The following is a 17346-nucleotide window of genomic DNA, read 5'->3' on the forward strand; positions in this document are numbered from 1 at the left end:
ACTTGCTCAACTTCGACAGGTGCACGTGGCGGTTCTGAGCAAGTGACTTGCCCATGTTCGAATGCACTTTCAGGCAATCGGGTATAGTCGATGCGGTACCATTTCGTGTTGTCGATTTTCATCCGGTTATGATGATCTGTCGAAATGAGATAGCCTTTATTTTCAAGATCATAAATAATGCGTCTAATCGTGTTCGAAGACCAGAACGTAAATTCTTTTGTCCATTCTTTATACGTTTTATGAATCCACCTATGGCCATCTCGAACATTTTTGGATAGTAGCGAGCGGAAATGCACTTGTTGCATAAATAACGCTCCGTTAATTCCCACCAAGTGTACGAGCGACGGTAGTAGCGGTATCGACTCTTCATCAATTAATAATTTCATATGGTTTCTCCCCCTGTAAAAAAGTTGTAGTAGAGTGCTCACTTTGCACTTCTCATACTCCATATAGAGAGTTTTTCAGAAAAGGATACTGATTTTAAAAATAAATTTTCCATACGCTAAAATAGGAGTGGAAATATAGTCCTCCACCCCCTGCTAGTTATTGATGATTTACTTCAAGATTACACAACATATTTCCGACCACACTATTCATGCCAAGCGTTTTTCATCCCCAATGTTGTCCTTTTCAAATATTGCGTAGTAGCTATTTGGTGCATATCCAATTCCCCTTCGTTTTATATTGCTGGCTTCATAGGGTATATAGAGGAATTTCCGTATATGGATACACAACAATCGAAATTTAGTAGGATTTGGTTGATCTAGACACTCTATTTGGTGGTGCTTTTTAATTTCCTATTCGTTTTTTGGATATCTTTGGTATGATTATGGAAAGAAAGGATACCGATGGATAGAAGGAAAGGAAAAGGAGGAGTCGTATGTTTTGGATAAAATTTATACTGATTGTCGTATTGGTTATGACATTTATTTCACTTGTTAAGTTTCTTTTAAGAAAGTTTCTTAAAATTGAAAAAGTAAAGAAAAAGTTTTTTTCTTATAATTATATAAATGAATTGCATCGAAAAATCGATAAAGTTTTGCGGATTTTTTCTACGATTAGCCTACTCACTTTATATTCTGTGCTGTTGTTTTATAATGAAGATGTAATTTACCTGGTTTTCTTTACCATGGTTGCTTTTGGAATTTTGGATAATCTGATCAAGGCATTTTTCGAATGGAAGTACACACAATATCCGAAACAATCTATTTTAACTTTAACGGATACGTTAATATTAGTAGCGTCCATCATCATCGTAGTTCAATTTAACTTACTTGGTCCCTATTGAACGAAGTCCTTCATGAATGAATAAGAACCCAAATTATGGCAATGCGCAATGAAACGAAGTCTTGTGGAAACATTCATTTATAGTGTTAGGTACCAGGCGCTGAATTAATTCCAAATAGTTTCAAGCCTGGTACCATACATCACTAATTATATTTCTAAATGATTAATATCCACTTTATAAAACTATTTACTTTCAACCTCTTTTACATATTCCCAAGTTTCACCATGATCATTTGATTGATAAAGTCCACTACTATTACCATTATAATCACCGTCTGATCCTTGCCCAACTAACATATTAAGAACCCCATCTTTCTCAAAGGGCAGACCTGGAAAATCAAAAGGATTTATAGATTGCCCACTATCTAACTTCATTTCCTGCATGGCGTAACTTACCTCTTCGAAAGATATCCCTCCATCATTTGTGCGGTATAGTACTCCTTCAGTACCAGAAGGTCTTGCTGCCCTTAAAAATCCAAGTTCCTCATTAAGAAAAGTTATTCCTGCTGCGCTACCCACTGTTCCATTGAATGGATTTTGATTGATAACTGTCCAAGTTTCACCACCGTCACTAGTCTTTCTAAGTGAATAAAGAGTACTTCCTAATGCTTTATCTATAACATCTAATCTATAACCAACTTCTTTTGAAAGATCAAACTGTTCATCAGTAGTAGGTATCTCCTGCCGATTCCCTTCAAACTCATCTTGAGATTGAGCCGCATTTGACTGACTCCAATCCGGTTCCCCAAGTACATTATATCTAGCAGGTATGATCTCTTTCTCTTTTCCAGGAACAAAAATAGATACCGTATATCCAATTATTTCAGATGTGATTTTTGTAGGAGTCTGCTTCATGCCATTCTCATCCATGTTAATAATTCCCTCTGTGTTATAGCCCCAATTTCTTTTCCCATAATAGACTAACCCATACGTATGTTCATTCCACATACGCACTGTCTGCTTAACTGGAATAACCTTAACCGTTCTAATTAGAGGTTCCACTAGCTTTTCCTCATCATAATCAGTATTTAGATGTCCGTTTAATCTTAAAGTAATAGTAGACGCTTTATTTTGATCGTAAGTGATTAGGTAACTTTCTTCCTCCATCAGCATTTTTCCCATAAACAAATGTATCAAAAGATGTGATGGTTCCATCCTGATTAAACTCAAGATGAAAATCACTTTCCATATATAATTTCTTCGGCAAAGCATATTCTTTATTTATATCTGTAAAAATTCCTTCTACTCCATCCATATATATGTTGTTATGTTCAAACTCGACTGAAGCTTCATTTTTTAATCTATCAATAAACCAAGCAAGTTCGCCCCCGAAATTAGTTGCACTTTTATACATCTTCACTCCATAAAATATTGTAATGCTCATGATCATAACAATAGAAACATACTTCCATGCCTTCATATTAAACAATCTTTTGGGTTCAAGTTCGTTATCTTTCACCATTTTCATTATAGTAAATGTAATGATAGAAATTAAAACTAGTGTAGTTACGAATAAAATAGAAACAGTATGATTTATTCTTCCATACATACAGAGTAAAGCTAATTCATAACAAAAAATCCAATATACAATGATAAATAGTGGATTGGTTAATAACGACATTAATATCCTTTTCAGATTTCCTCTAAATATGTAAACCACTCCTAACCAACATGTGTCATCTCTATTTCTTATTTTGATAGTACATTATATCATGTTTTAAAAACGGCTCGATTGCGAGGTCTACGCAATCAAGCCGGTTGATATAAAATTTTACTTTCTACAAGTAGCTATAAACATCGATGCATCTTGATTCGCGAAAATCTGCTTTCCATGATAGAAGGTCTTACAAGTAATAGAAGTAAATCCGACTTCAGTTAATAGGCTGTTTAATTCATTATGCGAAAACCCACTATGAATTTTCGGATGATTCACTTGATCATTTTTGTCAAAATCCACAATAAGTAGCTGGCCATCAGTAGGTAAAATGCTAAACAGCTTTTGCAAAATTAATTTAGTATCAGGAATATGAAGAAGAACCAAAGATAGTAACACGATGTCTGCCTTTAGTTCAGGCATGTCTTCCGTAAAATCTGAATACAGTACTTCACAGTTCGTAATGCCTCTTGCCAAAATTTTATCTGTTGCATCCTGTAATGCTTGTTTTGAAGAGTCCACGAGCAATATCGAATCTACTAAGTCCGTTAATTCTAAACTTACTAGACCCGAACCACTCCCATAGTCGACTATTTTTTTGATTCACTACCTTGTAATAATGGTCTTACTTCTTCAACAATCACATTAACCAATTCCATTCGTTTTTCCGTTTCCATACTTCACTCTCCCATTTTATTGATTGTACTACCTGGTCAGGACGTTTTTTTAGCGTGAAATCAGGTTTTTAACCTTCAACATTCATGCTCGATAGAATAAAATTGATTCCAATAAATCATTTATTTTTTATGCAAAGGATTATTACAGTCTTTATTTGCCTTATCTAAAATAGATTGTATGGTTTGATTCTCCAAAAATTGATGTAAGGTACTTTCAGCATGATCCATGACCTCTTTAATTCTACAAACGCGTTGATTCTCCTTTAATTCATCGCTTTCATTTGTCATTGATGTGTGTTGTCTAGAATCTGAATTGGAACAATTAAACATTGCCTGTCTGCCTTCAGTAGATAAAATGACATCTAAGAATGTGATCTGATTTGCTGAACGCGATAGTTTATACCCGCCTTTCACGCCAGGGACTGCTCTTACAAGCCCATCTTTCCGTAACTGAGTCATGATTTTAGACAAATAACTCTCCGATACATCTAACATGTCTGCTAATTCTTTAATTCCTATTTTGTTTTCCTGCTCTGATAGTGCCAAATGAACTAAAGCGTGCAGCGCATAATCAGTACTTTTTGCAAATTGCATTTTTTAACCCCATTTATTATATTATTTCATATTAAAGTCTATCTATAATATCTATAATGTACAATTGGAAGCTTATAGTCAATTTTTCAATGTATTCTTTGCATGACCCCATTAATAGGTATGACAGCAAAGGCAATGACGCGTTGGGCGACACCATAAGCTGCAAATGCATATCTCCTCCGTATTTGATTCACATCGTGTGAATCAATATAGCGATGATGCTAAATGATACAACTAGTTCACTATCGTATTATTTATTTTTTTGTGCAACAATTATATAAACGGCTTCATTTACCATTTTCATTTGAGGATAAAAAATCTCGACGTTTTCAAAACCGGCATTCAGAACGTTTTCTTTCATATCTTTTGACGAAACTCTCGGACCTTTTGATGACTCTGACTTCTCTAATTCAATACAAAGAAAAACGCCTTTATTTTTTAAGACCCTATATATTTCGTCTAACGCAAGCGAAAGTGGTTTGACTTCGTGAAGTGATATTGAAGCAACAGCCTTATCCACTATTTCGTTACGTAGTTGTATATCTTTGAAATCTGATACGAGTGTTTTAATATTAGTAATGCCATTTTCTCCAGCTTTTGTTTCCAAATATTTTAAAATATCTTCATCAAAATCAAGTGCAGTTACCTCATCTACATACTTAGAAATCGGAAGACTTATATAGCCAACTCCAGCTCCAAGATCTAGTAATTTATCCTCTTTATTAAGTGAAATGAACCGAAAAAGTTCTTCGGCAGGGACACGCTTTATATTTTCCAAGTTAGTTATTTTCCTACTTAGTTTTTGATTCATTTTACTATTCCTCCATTTTACAGATATCACAGATTGTTTATATCTATAATTCATCTATTATTATTTATAAAAAAAATGTTTCAAGGATAATAAGATTGTATCCTTTTTAATTTCTCAATTGAAGATACTGGTCCCGTAAAAATGACTAATACGATATATATCCAGTAATTTTTCTTTAAGTCCAGTCGCTAAGAAAACCTTCTTGGATTGATAGACCTTCTCGTCATCTGTTTCAATCGTAAATAATTGATCCTTTTTAGTTACATTTATAACTTGCTGTCTCTTGATTTCAACAACGAGATATTCATCTAGGTCCCTTGCCGACAATTTTTCTTAACTCTGCGTGAATTATACCATCCCTAGTAATGAAACCATGCGATTCATTTGTCACAGCATTTCTAGGGTTATTACCATCAAATAATACCGTTTTCCGCCTAGATCTTCCAAAAAATGGAAGTGTTTAATCCAGCTCGCCCCCTCCTGTTACACTTTAATTACAGTTATTAAGGATATGTAATGTCTGTAATTGATTTTATATTATCACTCTACAATACTTAAATCAACTTAGACATTTTGAAAACATATTAACAATTGATGTATGACGAAGTTAAATACGACATAAAAGATTTTCTATATCGAAATATATTACTTTTTTAAATGTAATCATCCAGAAGATGTCGAATGGTAACCAGCTATTACAGCAAGTCATGGCAGGTTTTAATGTGGGCATTACATTACCTCCCTATTTTCAAAATGGCCCGATTGCTAGGTCTACGCAATCGAGCCGGTTGATATAAAATGTTACTTTCTACTAGTGCATGTAAACATTGATGCATCTTGATTCGCAATAATCTGTTTCCCATGATAGAAGATCTTACATGTAGTTGGCGTAAAACCACTATGAATTTTCGAATGATTCACTTGATCATGTTTGTCAAATTCAACAATAATTAGCGGGCCATCAGTAGGTAAAATGCTAAACAGTTTTCGCAAAATTAATTTAGTATCAGGACATATGAAGAAGAACTAAAGGGAGTAACACGATGTCTGCCTTGAGTTCTGGCACGTCTTCGGTAAAATCTGAATACAGCACTTCGCAGTTCGTCATTCCTCTTGCCATAATTTTATCTGTTGCATCCTGTAATGCCAGTTTTGAAGAGTCCACCAGCAATATTGAATCTACTAAGTCCGTTGGTTCCAAACTAACTAGACCGGAACCACTCCACACTTCACTCACCCATTTCATTCGTTGCACGACCTGGCACCACAAATCACTACTGTTTCTCAACAATTAATCGCCCTCTTTGCCGATCAACATTCACAATGAGTTCTCTACCATTTTCCAAATTGACTGAAACTGTTTTTTCTTGATACTGTTCATCTGCATAGACAAATATATAACCCTCTTTTTCAAAAGCAACGAAATTGCCACGCTCACCTTCTCGTAATTCTACTAACCCATACCCTTCTTTTGAGTAATTAAAGAGTGCAATGGCAGGCAAGTCATTGATCGTTAACGCAAAGGCTATGAGCTGACCATCCATCCATTCATCTAGCTTAACGATGTCCATACTTTCCTTATCTAACGTATACGCTTCACCATATGTAAATTCGATTTCTCGCCAAAGTTCTTGTGGTGTCGGATACTCGTTTTTTGACCAACTGCCTATTTGTGTTACTTGATCGTCTTTACCGACACGTAACATCACACCAAACTTAGGTGTTTCTATATCATGTACTTGAAAATCACCAACCACATATCCTGCCTCATAATGTTTTGGGGCAATTCTGAATTCCCTATCCGGATAGCTTTTTTCTAAATACTTACTAACTGTCTTATATGCTTCTGCATGATCATTCGTTTTCAAAGTAGGATAATAGAGAATATATCCTATATACCCTATGATAAGTGTGCTAGATAACGTGATGGCTAGCTTTTTTCTTTGTCTGAAAATCAGCCAAAGAATTACACTCACCATTACTATGACAAACCCGATTGCAAAAAAGTATAGTAGTTCACCTGGATTCATGCACTCTCTCCTTTCCGGGGATCAGACATAAATTGTGCAGCTATAAAACTATCCAATTGCACGTTTTTTTTTAGTTTACAATAGTAAAATAGAATTTGATAGGATGTGATGTGTATGGAGGCTGCAATTCATGGTATTATTTTGGCATTCGGCTTAATTTTACCATTAGGAATTCAGAATGTATTTGTATTTTCACAAGGTGCTACACAGCCGAGAGTTCTTCAAGCATTTCCGGCAACTATTACAGCCGCACTATGCGATACTTTTTTAATCGTATTGGCGGTATTTGGACTATCTACTATTGTATTGCAATTTGAATGGCTACGATTTAGCTTAGTCCTCGTAGGTGTATTATTTTTACTGTATATGGGGCTTTCCATTTGGAATACAAAACCAAAAGCAAATGAATCGAATAACGCGTTTCCCATCCGCCAGCAAATCATGTTTGCTTTATCCGTTTCTTTATTGAATCCTCATGCCATTTTGGATACAGTAGGAGTGATCGGGACTAGCGCGTTAAAATATGTGGGAGAGGAACAAGTATATTTTACAATCGGTTGTATTGCAGTAGCTTGGGGTTGGTTCTTCGGATTAATGATTGCAGGTTCAGTGTTAAAAAAGCTGGACACGACAGGAAACTTGATGAATATCCTAAACAAATGCTCGGCCTTGTTTATTTGGGGAACTGCCATTTATCTTTTGATTGGATTGACATAGAGTTTAGTTGAAGTTTCCGAAAAGAAGTAGACTTATGTGTCGGGAATTTTTTGGGTAATTGAATAGAGAATAATGGATTTTTATAGGATTCGAGAATAAAACGGTTCCACTCATTGCTCTTAAATGAGTGGAACCGTTTATGAAGAAATAGGCTGGCAAAGTGAGAAGTTCGACTTTAATGTCATTTACTCTACTTAAGGAAAAAGCTCCTTTGTAAAATCGATAATCAGCTCATACTTCTTAGGTGGGATGTTGTACTTTCCGATATTGTCTTTATCGTCTTCGCATAGGAAAGTGATCGGCTGAAACGAATTCTTTGATAAACTTGAAGTATGAATTCCCGTTCTAGGGCAGTCATACTTCTTTGGTTATGTTTTCCAGTAAATAAGTGGAGATGGCGGGACTCCAACCGTATCCTCGCAGGAATACTGTCAGGACAAGGTTTCAGAGGGGTTTTACTATCCTGAAAAAATCTTTGACTATGGTTTTTACTATGTTTTAAAAAAATGCTTACGGAGACGAGAATTCATTATCTTAGATAACAATACAATTGCCCCAGTAAAACAACTTCTTCAGATGATCCAGGAATAGCCATCACTCTTTTATTGTATCTTTAATACGAATTATGTAGATGGATAGTCCAAATACTAATAACGTTAAAATATCATTAACCTTCGTATATAGATTTTGATGTTTGGCAATTACCTTATCAATTTCCTCTAAACTTTTCCCATCAAACAGCATTGGTTCATAAATACCTTTTAGCTCATAGCCCCTTGTAATTACAAAAATAATTATACCTACTATTAATAACATGAGTAATTGTTTATTTGACCAACTAGATTTTAAAAAAACCAAACTTATAATTACAATAGTAAAGTAAATTTGCGGCGCTATTTCTCCTAAGATTCTATAAATCGTCAATAATAGTAACACAAATAAATATACTTTAATTAATTTATCTGGATTAAACATATCGTTCAATGTCATACTGGATCTATGTCAATATCCTGGACACAGAAATGTTAAGTCTTTGTCAGAAACGGCATCCATTCATGGATGGTCCTGTATCCAGCGAAACCAATCAAGAGAAAGCCCGCTCTTGACAGCTTTCGCTGGATACAGGAAGTACAGTCCATGGATGTCGTTCCCGAAAAATGTGTAAGGAGGATGAATTGAAGTCCCAATGTCTGCCCGCGATTAAGCAGCTTCCTGTCTGCACAGATCTTCTAATTGTTGCAGCGTTAAATAGTTAATCGCCCCATGGATCCGTTTCTGGTTGTACCATGATTCAATGTATTGGAAGAGGGCGAATCGTGCTGCTTCAAAATCTATATAGGCTGTTTGATACACTTCTTCCTTCTTTAATGTGGCATGAAAAGATTCGATACATGCGTTGTCATAAGGGCAACCTTTTCGACTGAAAGAGTGTTCAATTTTCGCTGTTTTTACGGCTTTTTCAAAATCCTCGCTTGTGTATTGGCTGCCTAAATCAGTATGCAGAATCAAGCCATCATCCGGCTGTTGCACATCTATTGCGTTCGTTAATGCTTGTAAGACGAGCTCGGTTGTCATAGACTTAGAAAAGGGATAACCTACAATTTTCTTGGTATGTAAATCAAGGACGGAAGCCAAATAGCACCAACCGTTTTTATACGTGTGGATATACGTAATATCCGCAACCCATTTCTCGTTGATTGTCGTAGTTTCAAAATCTTGTTCCAGTAAATTATCCCGTTCTTCTATTTGGCTAGCTGATGAAGCCGGACGGTATTTCTTCATGATGATAGATCGGTTTCCTTCTGTTTTCATGATGCGTTGGACACGTTTCAAGCTAACCTCGAAGCCTTCCTTTTGAGAAACTCATGGATTTTAGGCGCACCATAGCGGCCTTTACTCTCCGCATGAATGATTTTTATGCGTTCTAAAATCGCCTCGTTCTCCATTGCGTGCGTTGAGTTCACTTTATGAAAGGATTGATAATACGTACTTCTGGGCACTTCGAGTACTTCACACAGGACTTGAACAGGATGGTTCTCCTTTTCCTGTTCGATATGGTCGATAATCTCTTGGTCGGTCATTTTTTCGCGAATATGGTCATAGCCTTTTTTAGGATTTCTACCTCCTGTTGAAGGCGAAGGTTTTCCTTTTGAATTTCTGCAATTTCAGCTAGTGTCAAACCACCTCCATTTTCAATCGGGGAAAGTGTTTTGATCCATTTGTAGATTGTAACTTCAGATACACCATATTCGCGGATGAGATCACTCACAGATGTGCCAGATCTGTAGAGTTTGACAATTGTTTGTTTGAATTCCTGATTATAACGTTTTTGTTTCATTCCGGACACGTCCTCTCTATTTGTTAGGATAGAGACTTAACTAACTTGTGTCTATACATCTATACTAGCTCCAAACTGCTATTTATCTTTTGGTTGGGTTAATGTGAGGGTTAATTATTGTTTAGGAATAGAAAAACAGATTAAAAGGCATCAGGTCCCGCCACTATTCTGAATTGCGTTGGAGCCTGGCACCTTACTGAATTATTTCTTCCTTAAAAAAAGACTGCAGACAAGCTTCAAATTTATGAGGGTTTCCTGCAGTCTGAGTAGATTAATTATGAGTGGTATTTTTCAAATTTCCATGAATATTCACACGCTTTAAAATTTTGCCATTACTCCACAAGATTGACTGACAGATTCTCAGTCTATGCGCTCAATGATTGTTGCATTTGCCATTCCCATACCTTCACAAATAGACAGTAGTCCATAACGACCACCCGTGCGTTGAAGACGATTCATGAGCGTAATCATTAATTTCGCACCCGTTGCTCCGATCGGATGACCAAGCGCAACCGCACCACCATCAGGATTCAGCTTTTCGGGATCAGCTCCAATTTCCTTCAACCACATGAGTGGAACAGGAGCAAATGCTTCATTCACTTCATACGTATCTATATCTTCAATTGTGAGTCCCGCTTTCTTTAAAACTTTTTGAGTGGCTGCAACTGGTCCGGTCAACATTAATGTCGGATCTGATCCTACAACACTTTTTGCCACTATACGTGCTTTCGGTTTTAACCCTAATTCTTTCGCTTTATCTGCTGACATTATTAAAACAGCAGCAGCACCATCACTCATTTGACTAGAGTTGCCGGCTGTAATGATACCGTCTTCTTGGAATACTGGTTTTAAATCCCCTAACACTTCTATCGTTGAACCTTCTCTTGGTCCTTCATCTTTTTCAAAAACCATCGTTTCATCATTATCCAAAGAAATCGTAATCGGTATGACTTCTTCATCAAAATGTCCTTCCGCTATCGCTTTAAATGCTTTATCATGACTTTCCGAAGAATACTCGTCAATCTCTTTACGAGTCAGTCCATATTTTTCTGCAACTTTTTCTGCTGAAATGCCTTGATGTACAATTTCGTATTTGGATGTTAATTTCTTGCTAGGCTTTGATTCACCCACACTAGAAAACAAAGGAACGCGTGTCATGTTTTCTACTCCACCTGCAATGACGATATCCATATCACCCGATGCAATAGCCTGCGCTGCGAAGTGAATTGCTTGCTGGCCAGAACCGCACTGACGATCCAAAGTGACACCAGGGACTTCAATCGGGAATCCCGCAATCAGTGCTGAGGTCCTAGCGATATTCATTGATTGCTCACCAACTTGCGATCCGCAACCCATAATCACATCTTCTACTTGCGAAGAGTAAATTCCTGTCTTTTTCACGAGTTCTTTTAAGACTGTGGCTGCTAATTCATCTGATCTGACAGAAGATAAAGCACCTTTTCTTCTTCCGACTGCCGTACGTACTCCATCTACAATTACAACTTCTATCACTAGGATCGACTCCTTTTATTTAATCTCATTTTGTGTATCGCTACTGACCCACTCGCGCAATTGAAACTTCATTAACTTACCTGAAGCATTTCGCGGCAACTCGTCTTGGAAAACTGCTTTTCTGGGGATTTTAAATGCAGCGAGATGCTCTCTACAGTAGATATCCAACTCTTTTAGATCGATTGTTTCATTTGATTTAGTAACAATGACAGCTGTTACTATTTCTCCCCATACGATATCAGGGGTACCGACAATCGCCACATCTGCGATTTGAGGGTGTCCTCCCAGAATATTTTCTACTTCTACGGAGTAGACATTTTCTCCACCCGTGATGATCATGTCTTTACTTCGATCTAAAATGTATACATAACCATCGTCATCCTTCACACCGAGATCACCTGTGTATAACCATCCGTTACGTAAAGTTTCAGCTGTTTCCTGAGGTTTTTTGTAGTATTCTTTCATGATAGTGAATCCTTTTAGAATAAGCTCTCCTACTTCACCAGACTTAGCTTCACTACCATCGGGCAATACCATTTTGGATTCTGTCATCCACAAAGCATCTTTTCCAGCAGATCCTATCTTGGTGATATGCTCTGCCGGTGTCAAATAGATACCTGAAGGTCCTCCTTCTGTCAAACCACACAGACTGTAAAAATTAGGCGATTTGAAGAAATCCATGCACGCCTGAACCAAGGAGGCTGACATTGGCGCTGCACCATAGGTAAATCTTTTGATTGAAGATACATCATAACGATCTTTATCGGGATAACTTAAGAGTGCTGAAAATATGGTCGGCACTGCAAAAAAGTTTGTAATCTGATGCTTCTCGATATCTTTAAAAACCACTTCAGGGTTAAAATCACGATGGATCACATGCGTACCTCCTAATGATAGGCCGCTTAGTAGACAAATAACCAGTTGTGCTGCATGAAATAATGGCGCAATATGAATATACTTTTCTTCAGAATTGTATCCAAGCGTTCCGGTAATTGCCAACATGACATTGAGTGCACGTTGATGATCAAATAACGCACCTTTTGGATTCCCTGTCGTACCGGATGTATACAAGATATGAATATCATCTGAACTCTCTATTTCAGTTAAAGGATTAGTAGCATTTTTTGACAAGACTTTTTGTAGTAATAGACTTTCTTCTGTTTTGGGATTCTCTGTTACAATTATTTGCCGAATCGCAGAAACGTTTTTTGCCGCCTTCACTACCACATCTTCAAATTCTGTATCACAGATGACCATCATACTATCAGACTGATCCATAATATATGTTATTTCCCTTTCAACTAAACGGAAATTCATAGGAACCAATATGAAGCCCATTTTTATACAAGCATAGTAAGAAATAACAAAATTGTCGGAGTTCTTCATCATCAATGCAATTTTCTCACCTTTTTTCACACCCAGATTTGCTAAACCATGAGCAAGTTTATTTATTTCATTATTTAACTCTGCATACGTATATGAACGATTTTCATAATATAAAGCCATTTTCTCTGGTCTTTTCGATGCGTTCTGCTCAAATAATTGTGATAAATTCAAAGTGTATTCCTCCCCTAAAGCGATTTTTCTATCATTACTACCAGAATCCTTTTACTGAATTTTCAGCGTGGAGACATCCTTATACCGCCATCCAAACGGATTACTTCACCATTTATATATTCATTTTCTATCATGAAAAGTACCAAGGAAGCATATTCATCAGGTTTTCCTAAACGCTTTGGAAATTCAACAGACTGCTCCAGCTTGTCAATGACTTTCTGGTCAAGCGTTTCTGCTAAAGGTGTGCGGAATAGTCCTGGCGCAATTGTATTGATTCGAATACCATGACCTGATAGATCGCGGGCCACAGGTAGTGTCATTCCTGCAATTCCTGCTTTACTCGCTCCATAAGCTGCTTGCCCCATTTGTCCATCAAATGCAGCGACCGAAGCTGTATTCACAATAATCCCTTTTTCTCCCGAATCAGTTAACCGGTCATTCTTCACCATTTCCTGTGCAGCCAAACGTAATACATTGAATGTGCCGTTTAAGTTAATATCCACTACTTTTTTAAAATTCTCCAAGAGAGCAGGACCTGAGCGTCCTAATGTTTTTTGTGGTGTCCCTACACCTGCACAATTCACGCAGATATGTATGGCTCCGAAATGGTTCATCGCTTTTTCGATTCCTGCCCGTACAGACGACTCATCAGTTACATCGACGGTTGCATAGAATGAATTCTTTCCTAATTCATCACAAACTTTCTGAGCATTTTCTTCATTAACATCAAAAATCATCACTTTCGCACCTCGTGCAACCAAATTTCTTGCTGTGCTATGCCCCAGTCCTGAAGCACCACCAGTTATGATGGCTACTTTATTATTAATATCCATTACGTTCACTCCTCTATAGATTAATATCCTTTAAATACCGGTTTGCGTTTTTCGCTAAAAGCAGCCAATCCTTCCGCCATATCATACGTACTTGTATGCGCTTTTAAAGATAGCAATTCTTGTTTTAGTGCAATATCAATCGGTTGCTCCAATCCATCGGCAACGAGCTGTTTCATCTTTTTAAGAACTAGAGGACTCTTTTCAGAAATTTTGTCAGCGATTTCTTGGACAACTCTTTCCAATCCTTCTGCCGGTACGACTTCTTGCACTAATCCATACTCTTTCATTTGTTGGGCACTTATAAAATCTCCCGTAAACAATAAATATTTTGCACGATTCACGCCGATCTTTCTCGGTAGTTTTACTGCACCCCCAGCCCCCGGCAGTACACCAAAGTTTGCATGAGCATCTCCTATCTTGGCTTTTTCAGAAGCTATAATAAAATCTGCAGTCATCGCAATCTCCAATCCCCCAGCGAGAGTCAAACCATTCAAAGCAGCAATCAGTGGCTTACTCAACTTTTCCAATCTGCCGTAAAGTGTATCCACTAAATCCAGTAGTGCAGGTTCTTTTGATTGTTTCATTTCTAAATCATTTACCAGCTCTTTTAAATTGGCCCCTGCACAAAAAGCTTTTCCTTTTCCGGATAGAACTACTACTCGTACGTCCTCATCCCGTTCCGCCTGATCCACTGCGTTTGCCACACCATACAACAACTCTTTGCCGATAGAATTCATTTCATCGGGACGATTTAGATAAATCCAGGCTGTTTGATTTCTTTTTTCATAGATTACTGATTCACTATCCATTTTGCATCCTCCCTTTAATTGAAAACATCCGTCTTCTTCCAATCTTCAATTTGTTCTAAAGTAAAACCTGCACCCAATAAAATTTCTTCGGTATGCACTCCCGCATCTACTCCTGCATGGTGGTAAACAGGATCGCCGGATGAAAACTTGATTGGAGAAGCTATTTGTGGCTGTGGAGTACCATTCGATTGCGGTACGTCAACAATCATCTTTCTTGCTTTGAGTTGGGGATGATTGCAAGCTTCAGCAAAGGTAAGTACAGGTTCTACACATGCGTCAAGATTCTGATTGAAGATTTTTAGCCATTCATCGAAATCTTTTTCAAGGAAACTATCCTTTAGCATATTTTTAAATGCTATCTGGTCTTCTTCTTCCTCGCTGAGCGCTTTGTGAATCCATTCCTCTTTACCCAGTGCCTCGCATATCGATTTCCTGAATTGTGGCTCTATACTCCCTACCGAGAAGAAACGATGATCTTTGGTTTCATAAAAGTCATAGAAGGACCCGCCATTCAACATATGCTTTTCCGCTTCAGGCTCTCTGTTTCCAGCAAGGTATCCTGAACCATGGAATGCATTGAGCGCAAACGTGGTATCTGTCATACTAATATCGATTGCTTGCCCCTTGCCGCTCCGTTCTCGAGAATATGATGCTGCCAATATACCAATAACCGCATGCATGGAACCACCCGCAATATCAGCTATTTGGATTCCCGCCGGTGCTGGTAATTCGTCTTTGCGTCTAGAATAATCCACCACACCCGCCACTGATAGATAATTATTATCATGACCCGCCCTCATTTTATAAGGTCCTGTCTGGCCATATCCTGTGATCGAACAATATATCAATTTAGGATTGATTTGACTGAGCGATTCATAATCCAGTCCGAATCTCTTCATGACACCTGGCCTAAATTGTTCAATCACGATATCATACTCTTTGATTAATTCTTTAACAATCTCCACCGCCTCCGGTGATTTTAAGTTTAACGCCAACGACTTTTTCGATCGATTAAGATGTCCATGTGCAGCTGATTTTCCAAGTGAATCCATAGGCTTCATTTCTCTTACTAAGTCTGTTCGTGAAGGTGATTCTACACGAATCACCTTCGCCCCCATATCCGCAAGCATCATGGTTGCATAGGGACCGGGTAAAAGTGTTGAGAAATCAAGTATCTTCAATCCTTGTAATATTCCCATTCTATCTGTCACTCCTTTTACTTGCCGAAAATACTTTTACCGATAATCTCTTTCATGATCTCAGATGTTCCACCGTAAATCCTTTGAACCCGAGCATCGACAAAGGCTCTTGCTACAGGGTATTCTTGCATATATCCATAGCCTCCGAACATTTGCAGACAGCCGTCAGCGATTCTTCCTTGTGCTTCTGTACATGACAACTTCGCCATACTAGCAGTTTCTGTATCCAACTTGTCTTGTTCAATCAGTTCCAAGCATTCATTCACAAATGCTCGGTGTATACGCACTTCTGTTTTCATTTCGGCCATTCGGAAACGAGTATTCTGGAATTGACTGATCGGCTTACCAAATGCTTCACGCTCTTTTGCATATTTGATAGTTAGTTCCATAATTCCTTCCATAGCGCCTTGCGCCCCTATCGCCAGAATGAGTCGCTCTTTTGGAAGTTCTTTCATCAAGATTTCAAATCCTCGATTTAAATTCCCTAATACTTTTTCTTTAGGTACAAACACATCTTCCATAAAGTGTTCCGAAGTATCACTTGCATGGAGACCTATTTTTTCAAGGTTTTTACCTTTCACAAACCCTACAGTTGGTAAGTCTACAATGAATAGTGTAGTACCACGCGAACCTGCAACACTTAAGTCTGTTCTGGCCGCTACAATAACAAAATCACAATGTTGGCCATTGCTGATAAATGTTTTCGATCCATTCAATTTATACATGTTTTTTGATTCATCAAAAACAGCTGATGTTTTGATTCCTTGAAGATCACTTCCTGCATTGGGCTCTGTCATGGCGATTGCACCGATCAACTCGCCTGTCGCCATTTTAGGTAAATAATGATTTTTCTGTTCTACCGTTCCTGAAGTCAAAATATAGTGGGCTACTATATTCGAATGGACAGAGATGTTCCCTGCTATTGCAGGATATTGTAAGTAGCTTAGCTCTTCCACTACGATTGATGAATAGATGAACGGTGCACCCGTACCTCCATATTTTTCAGGTATATCAATATTCAGTAAACCCTCATCACCTAAGCGATTCCAGAGTTCACGTGGTATGTTTCCACCTTTCTCCCATCCCAAATACTCGGGTTCCAATTCTTTTTTTGCAAATCCTTGAATTGATTTGCGAAACAAATTCAACTCATCTTCTATTTTCATATCTACTCGCATCTCATTCATCCTCCTAAGAATTAATTAGTTTTATAAGAAATTTATTTACACTTTTATTATTTGCAAGAACCATGCCAGTTCTTAAAATGCCGGTATATCAAGTGGAATAAAGAGTCTGAAATAAAAAGTGTACACTTTTCTGTAAACTTG

The 17346-nt window shown here is 37.6% G+C and carries 13 protein-coding genes and 4 pseudogenes; 2 read left to right on the forward strand and 15 right to left on the reverse strand.

Annotation, left to right across the window (positions count from 1 at the left end; translation table 11 throughout):
* Positions 1-386 (reverse strand): annotated as a pseudogene (locus CSV63_RS15625) (replication protein); the annotation flags it as partial.
* A 494-nt stretch (positions 387-880) separates the two neighbouring features.
* On the opposite strand from CSV63_RS15625, the gene CSV63_RS15630 reads away from it, so the two are divergent.
* Positions 881-1288 carry a DUF4181 domain-containing protein gene (locus CSV63_RS15630; RefSeq protein WP_099696643.1) on the forward strand — a complete coding sequence of 136 codons (408 nt, stop codon included), beginning with the start codon at positions 881-883 and terminating at the stop codon, positions 1286-1288.
* A gap of 182 nt (positions 1289-1470) precedes the next feature.
* Here the strand turns inward: CSV63_RS15630 and CSV63_RS15635 are convergent.
* From CSV63_RS15635 to CSV63_RS15665, 6 genes and pseudogenes are all read right to left on the reverse strand, one after another.
* Positions 1471-2908: pseudogene (locus CSV63_RS15635) on the reverse strand (WD40/YVTN/BNR-like repeat-containing protein).
* 150 nt (positions 2909-3058) lie between these two features.
* A pseudogene (locus tag CSV63_RS15640) lies at positions 3059-3618 on the reverse strand (class I SAM-dependent methyltransferase).
* Positions 3619-3738: 120 nt separating this feature from the next.
* A complete protein-coding gene (locus CSV63_RS15645; protein ID WP_099696644.1) occupies positions 3739-4212 on the reverse strand; it encodes an RrF2 family transcriptional regulator in 474 nt (157 codons plus the stop codon).
* A 250-nt stretch (positions 4213-4462) separates the two neighbouring features.
* Positions 4463-5023: a class I SAM-dependent methyltransferase gene (locus CSV63_RS15650; protein WP_099696645.1), complete on the reverse strand. Its 561-nt coding sequence runs from the start codon at positions 5021-5023 to the stop codon at positions 4463-4465.
* Between the two features lie 1006 nt (positions 5024-6029).
* On the reverse strand, positions 6030-6314 hold the full coding sequence (locus tag CSV63_RS15660; RefSeq protein WP_099696647.1) for a hypothetical protein: 285 nt from the start codon (positions 6312-6314) through the stop codon (positions 6030-6032).
* Positions 6298-7053 carry a hypothetical protein gene (locus tag CSV63_RS15665; protein WP_199203683.1) on the reverse strand — a complete coding sequence of 252 codons (756 nt, stop codon included), beginning with the start codon at positions 7051-7053 and terminating at the stop codon, positions 6298-6300. Before CSV63_RS15665 ends, CSV63_RS15660 begins: the two co-directional genes overlap by 17 nt.
* Positions 7054-7167: 114 nt before the next feature.
* Here CSV63_RS15665 and CSV63_RS15670 point away from each other — a divergent pair, with 114 nt between their 5' ends.
* On the forward strand, positions 7168-7770 hold the full coding sequence (locus tag CSV63_RS15670; protein ID WP_099696648.1) for a LysE/ArgO family amino acid transporter: 603 nt from the start codon (positions 7168-7170) through the stop codon (positions 7768-7770).
* 594 nt (positions 7771-8364) lie between these two features.
* Here CSV63_RS15670 and CSV63_RS15675 read toward each other — a convergent pair.
* From CSV63_RS15675 to CSV63_RS15710, 8 genes and pseudogenes are all read right to left on the reverse strand, one after another.
* Positions 8365-8745 (reverse strand): hypothetical protein, encoded by a 381-nt coding sequence (locus CSV63_RS15675; protein ID WP_143565418.1) that lies wholly within the window; start codon positions 8743-8745, stop codon positions 8365-8367.
* A gap of 225 nt (positions 8746-8970) precedes the next feature.
* A pseudogene (locus tag CSV63_RS15680) lies at positions 8971-10108 on the reverse strand (IS3 family transposase).
* A 360-nt stretch (positions 10109-10468) separates the two neighbouring features.
* The gene (locus CSV63_RS15685) at positions 10469-11620 is read right to left on the reverse strand and encodes a thiolase family protein (RefSeq protein WP_099696650.1); all 1152 of its coding nucleotides are present in this window, start codon (positions 11618-11620) and stop codon (positions 10469-10471) included.
* Positions 11621-11635: 15 nt separating this feature from the next.
* Complete coding sequence (locus tag CSV63_RS15690) at positions 11636-13177, reverse strand: long-chain-fatty-acid--CoA ligase (RefSeq protein WP_099696651.1); 1542 nt, start codon at positions 13175-13177, stop codon at positions 11636-11638.
* A gap of 62 nt (positions 13178-13239) precedes the next feature.
* Entirely contained in the window at positions 13240-14010 is a 771-nt protein-coding gene (locus CSV63_RS15695; RefSeq protein WP_099696652.1) for a 3-hydroxyacyl-CoA dehydrogenase, read from the reverse strand.
* 20 nt (positions 14011-14030) lie between these two features.
* Entirely contained in the window at positions 14031-14819 is a 789-nt protein-coding gene (locus tag CSV63_RS15700; protein WP_099696653.1) for an enoyl-CoA hydratase/isomerase family protein, read from the reverse strand.
* A gap of 14 nt (positions 14820-14833) precedes the next feature.
* Positions 14834-16018 (reverse strand): CaiB/BaiF CoA transferase family protein, encoded by a 1185-nt coding sequence (locus tag CSV63_RS15705; protein ID WP_099696654.1) that lies wholly within the window; start codon positions 16016-16018, stop codon positions 14834-14836.
* A gap of 17 nt (positions 16019-16035) precedes the next feature.
* Positions 16036-17196 (reverse strand): acyl-CoA dehydrogenase family protein, encoded by a 1161-nt coding sequence (locus CSV63_RS15710; protein ID WP_233192163.1) that lies wholly within the window; start codon positions 17194-17196, stop codon positions 16036-16038.
* Positions 17197-17346 lie beyond the last annotated feature (150 nt).

The organism is Sporosarcina sp. P34, assembly GCF_002743375.1.
GTDB lineage: Bacteria > Bacillota > Bacilli > Bacillales_A > Planococcaceae > Sporosarcina.

Coding starts and splice junctions, on each gene's coding strand:
- CSV63_RS15630 (WP_099696643.1), top strand. CDS start 881: ATGTTTTGGATAAAATTTATACTGATTGTCGTATTGGTTATGACATTT.
- CSV63_RS15645 (WP_099696644.1), bottom strand. CDS start 4,212: ATGCAATTTGCAAAAAGTACTGATTATGCGCTGCACGCTTTAGTTCAT.
- CSV63_RS15650 (WP_099696645.1), bottom strand. CDS start 5,023: ATGAATCAAAAACTAAGTAGGAAAATAACTAACTTGGAAAATATAAAG.
- CSV63_RS15665 (WP_199203683.1), bottom strand. CDS start 7,053: ATGAATCCAGGTGAACTACTATACTTTTTTGCAATCGGGTTTGTCATA.
- CSV63_RS15670 (WP_099696648.1), top strand. CDS start 7,168: ATGGAGGCTGCAATTCATGGTATTATTTTGGCATTCGGCTTAATTTTA.
- CSV63_RS15675 (WP_143565418.1), bottom strand. CDS start 8,745: ATGTTTAATCCAGATAAATTAATTAAAGTATATTTATTTGTGTTACTA.
- CSV63_RS15695 (WP_099696652.1), bottom strand. CDS start 14,010: ATGGATATTAATAATAAAGTAGCCATCATAACTGGTGGTGCTTCAGGA.
- CSV63_RS15700 (WP_099696653.1), bottom strand. CDS start 14,819: ATGGATAGTGAATCAGTAATCTATGAAAAAAGAAATCAAACAGCCTGG.
- CSV63_RS15705 (WP_099696654.1), bottom strand. CDS start 16,018: ATGGGAATATTACAAGGATTGAAGATACTTGATTTCTCAACACTTTTA.
- CSV63_RS15710 (WP_233192163.1), bottom strand. CDS start 17,196: ATGCGAGTAGATATGAAAATAGAAGATGAGTTGAATTTGTTTCGCAAA.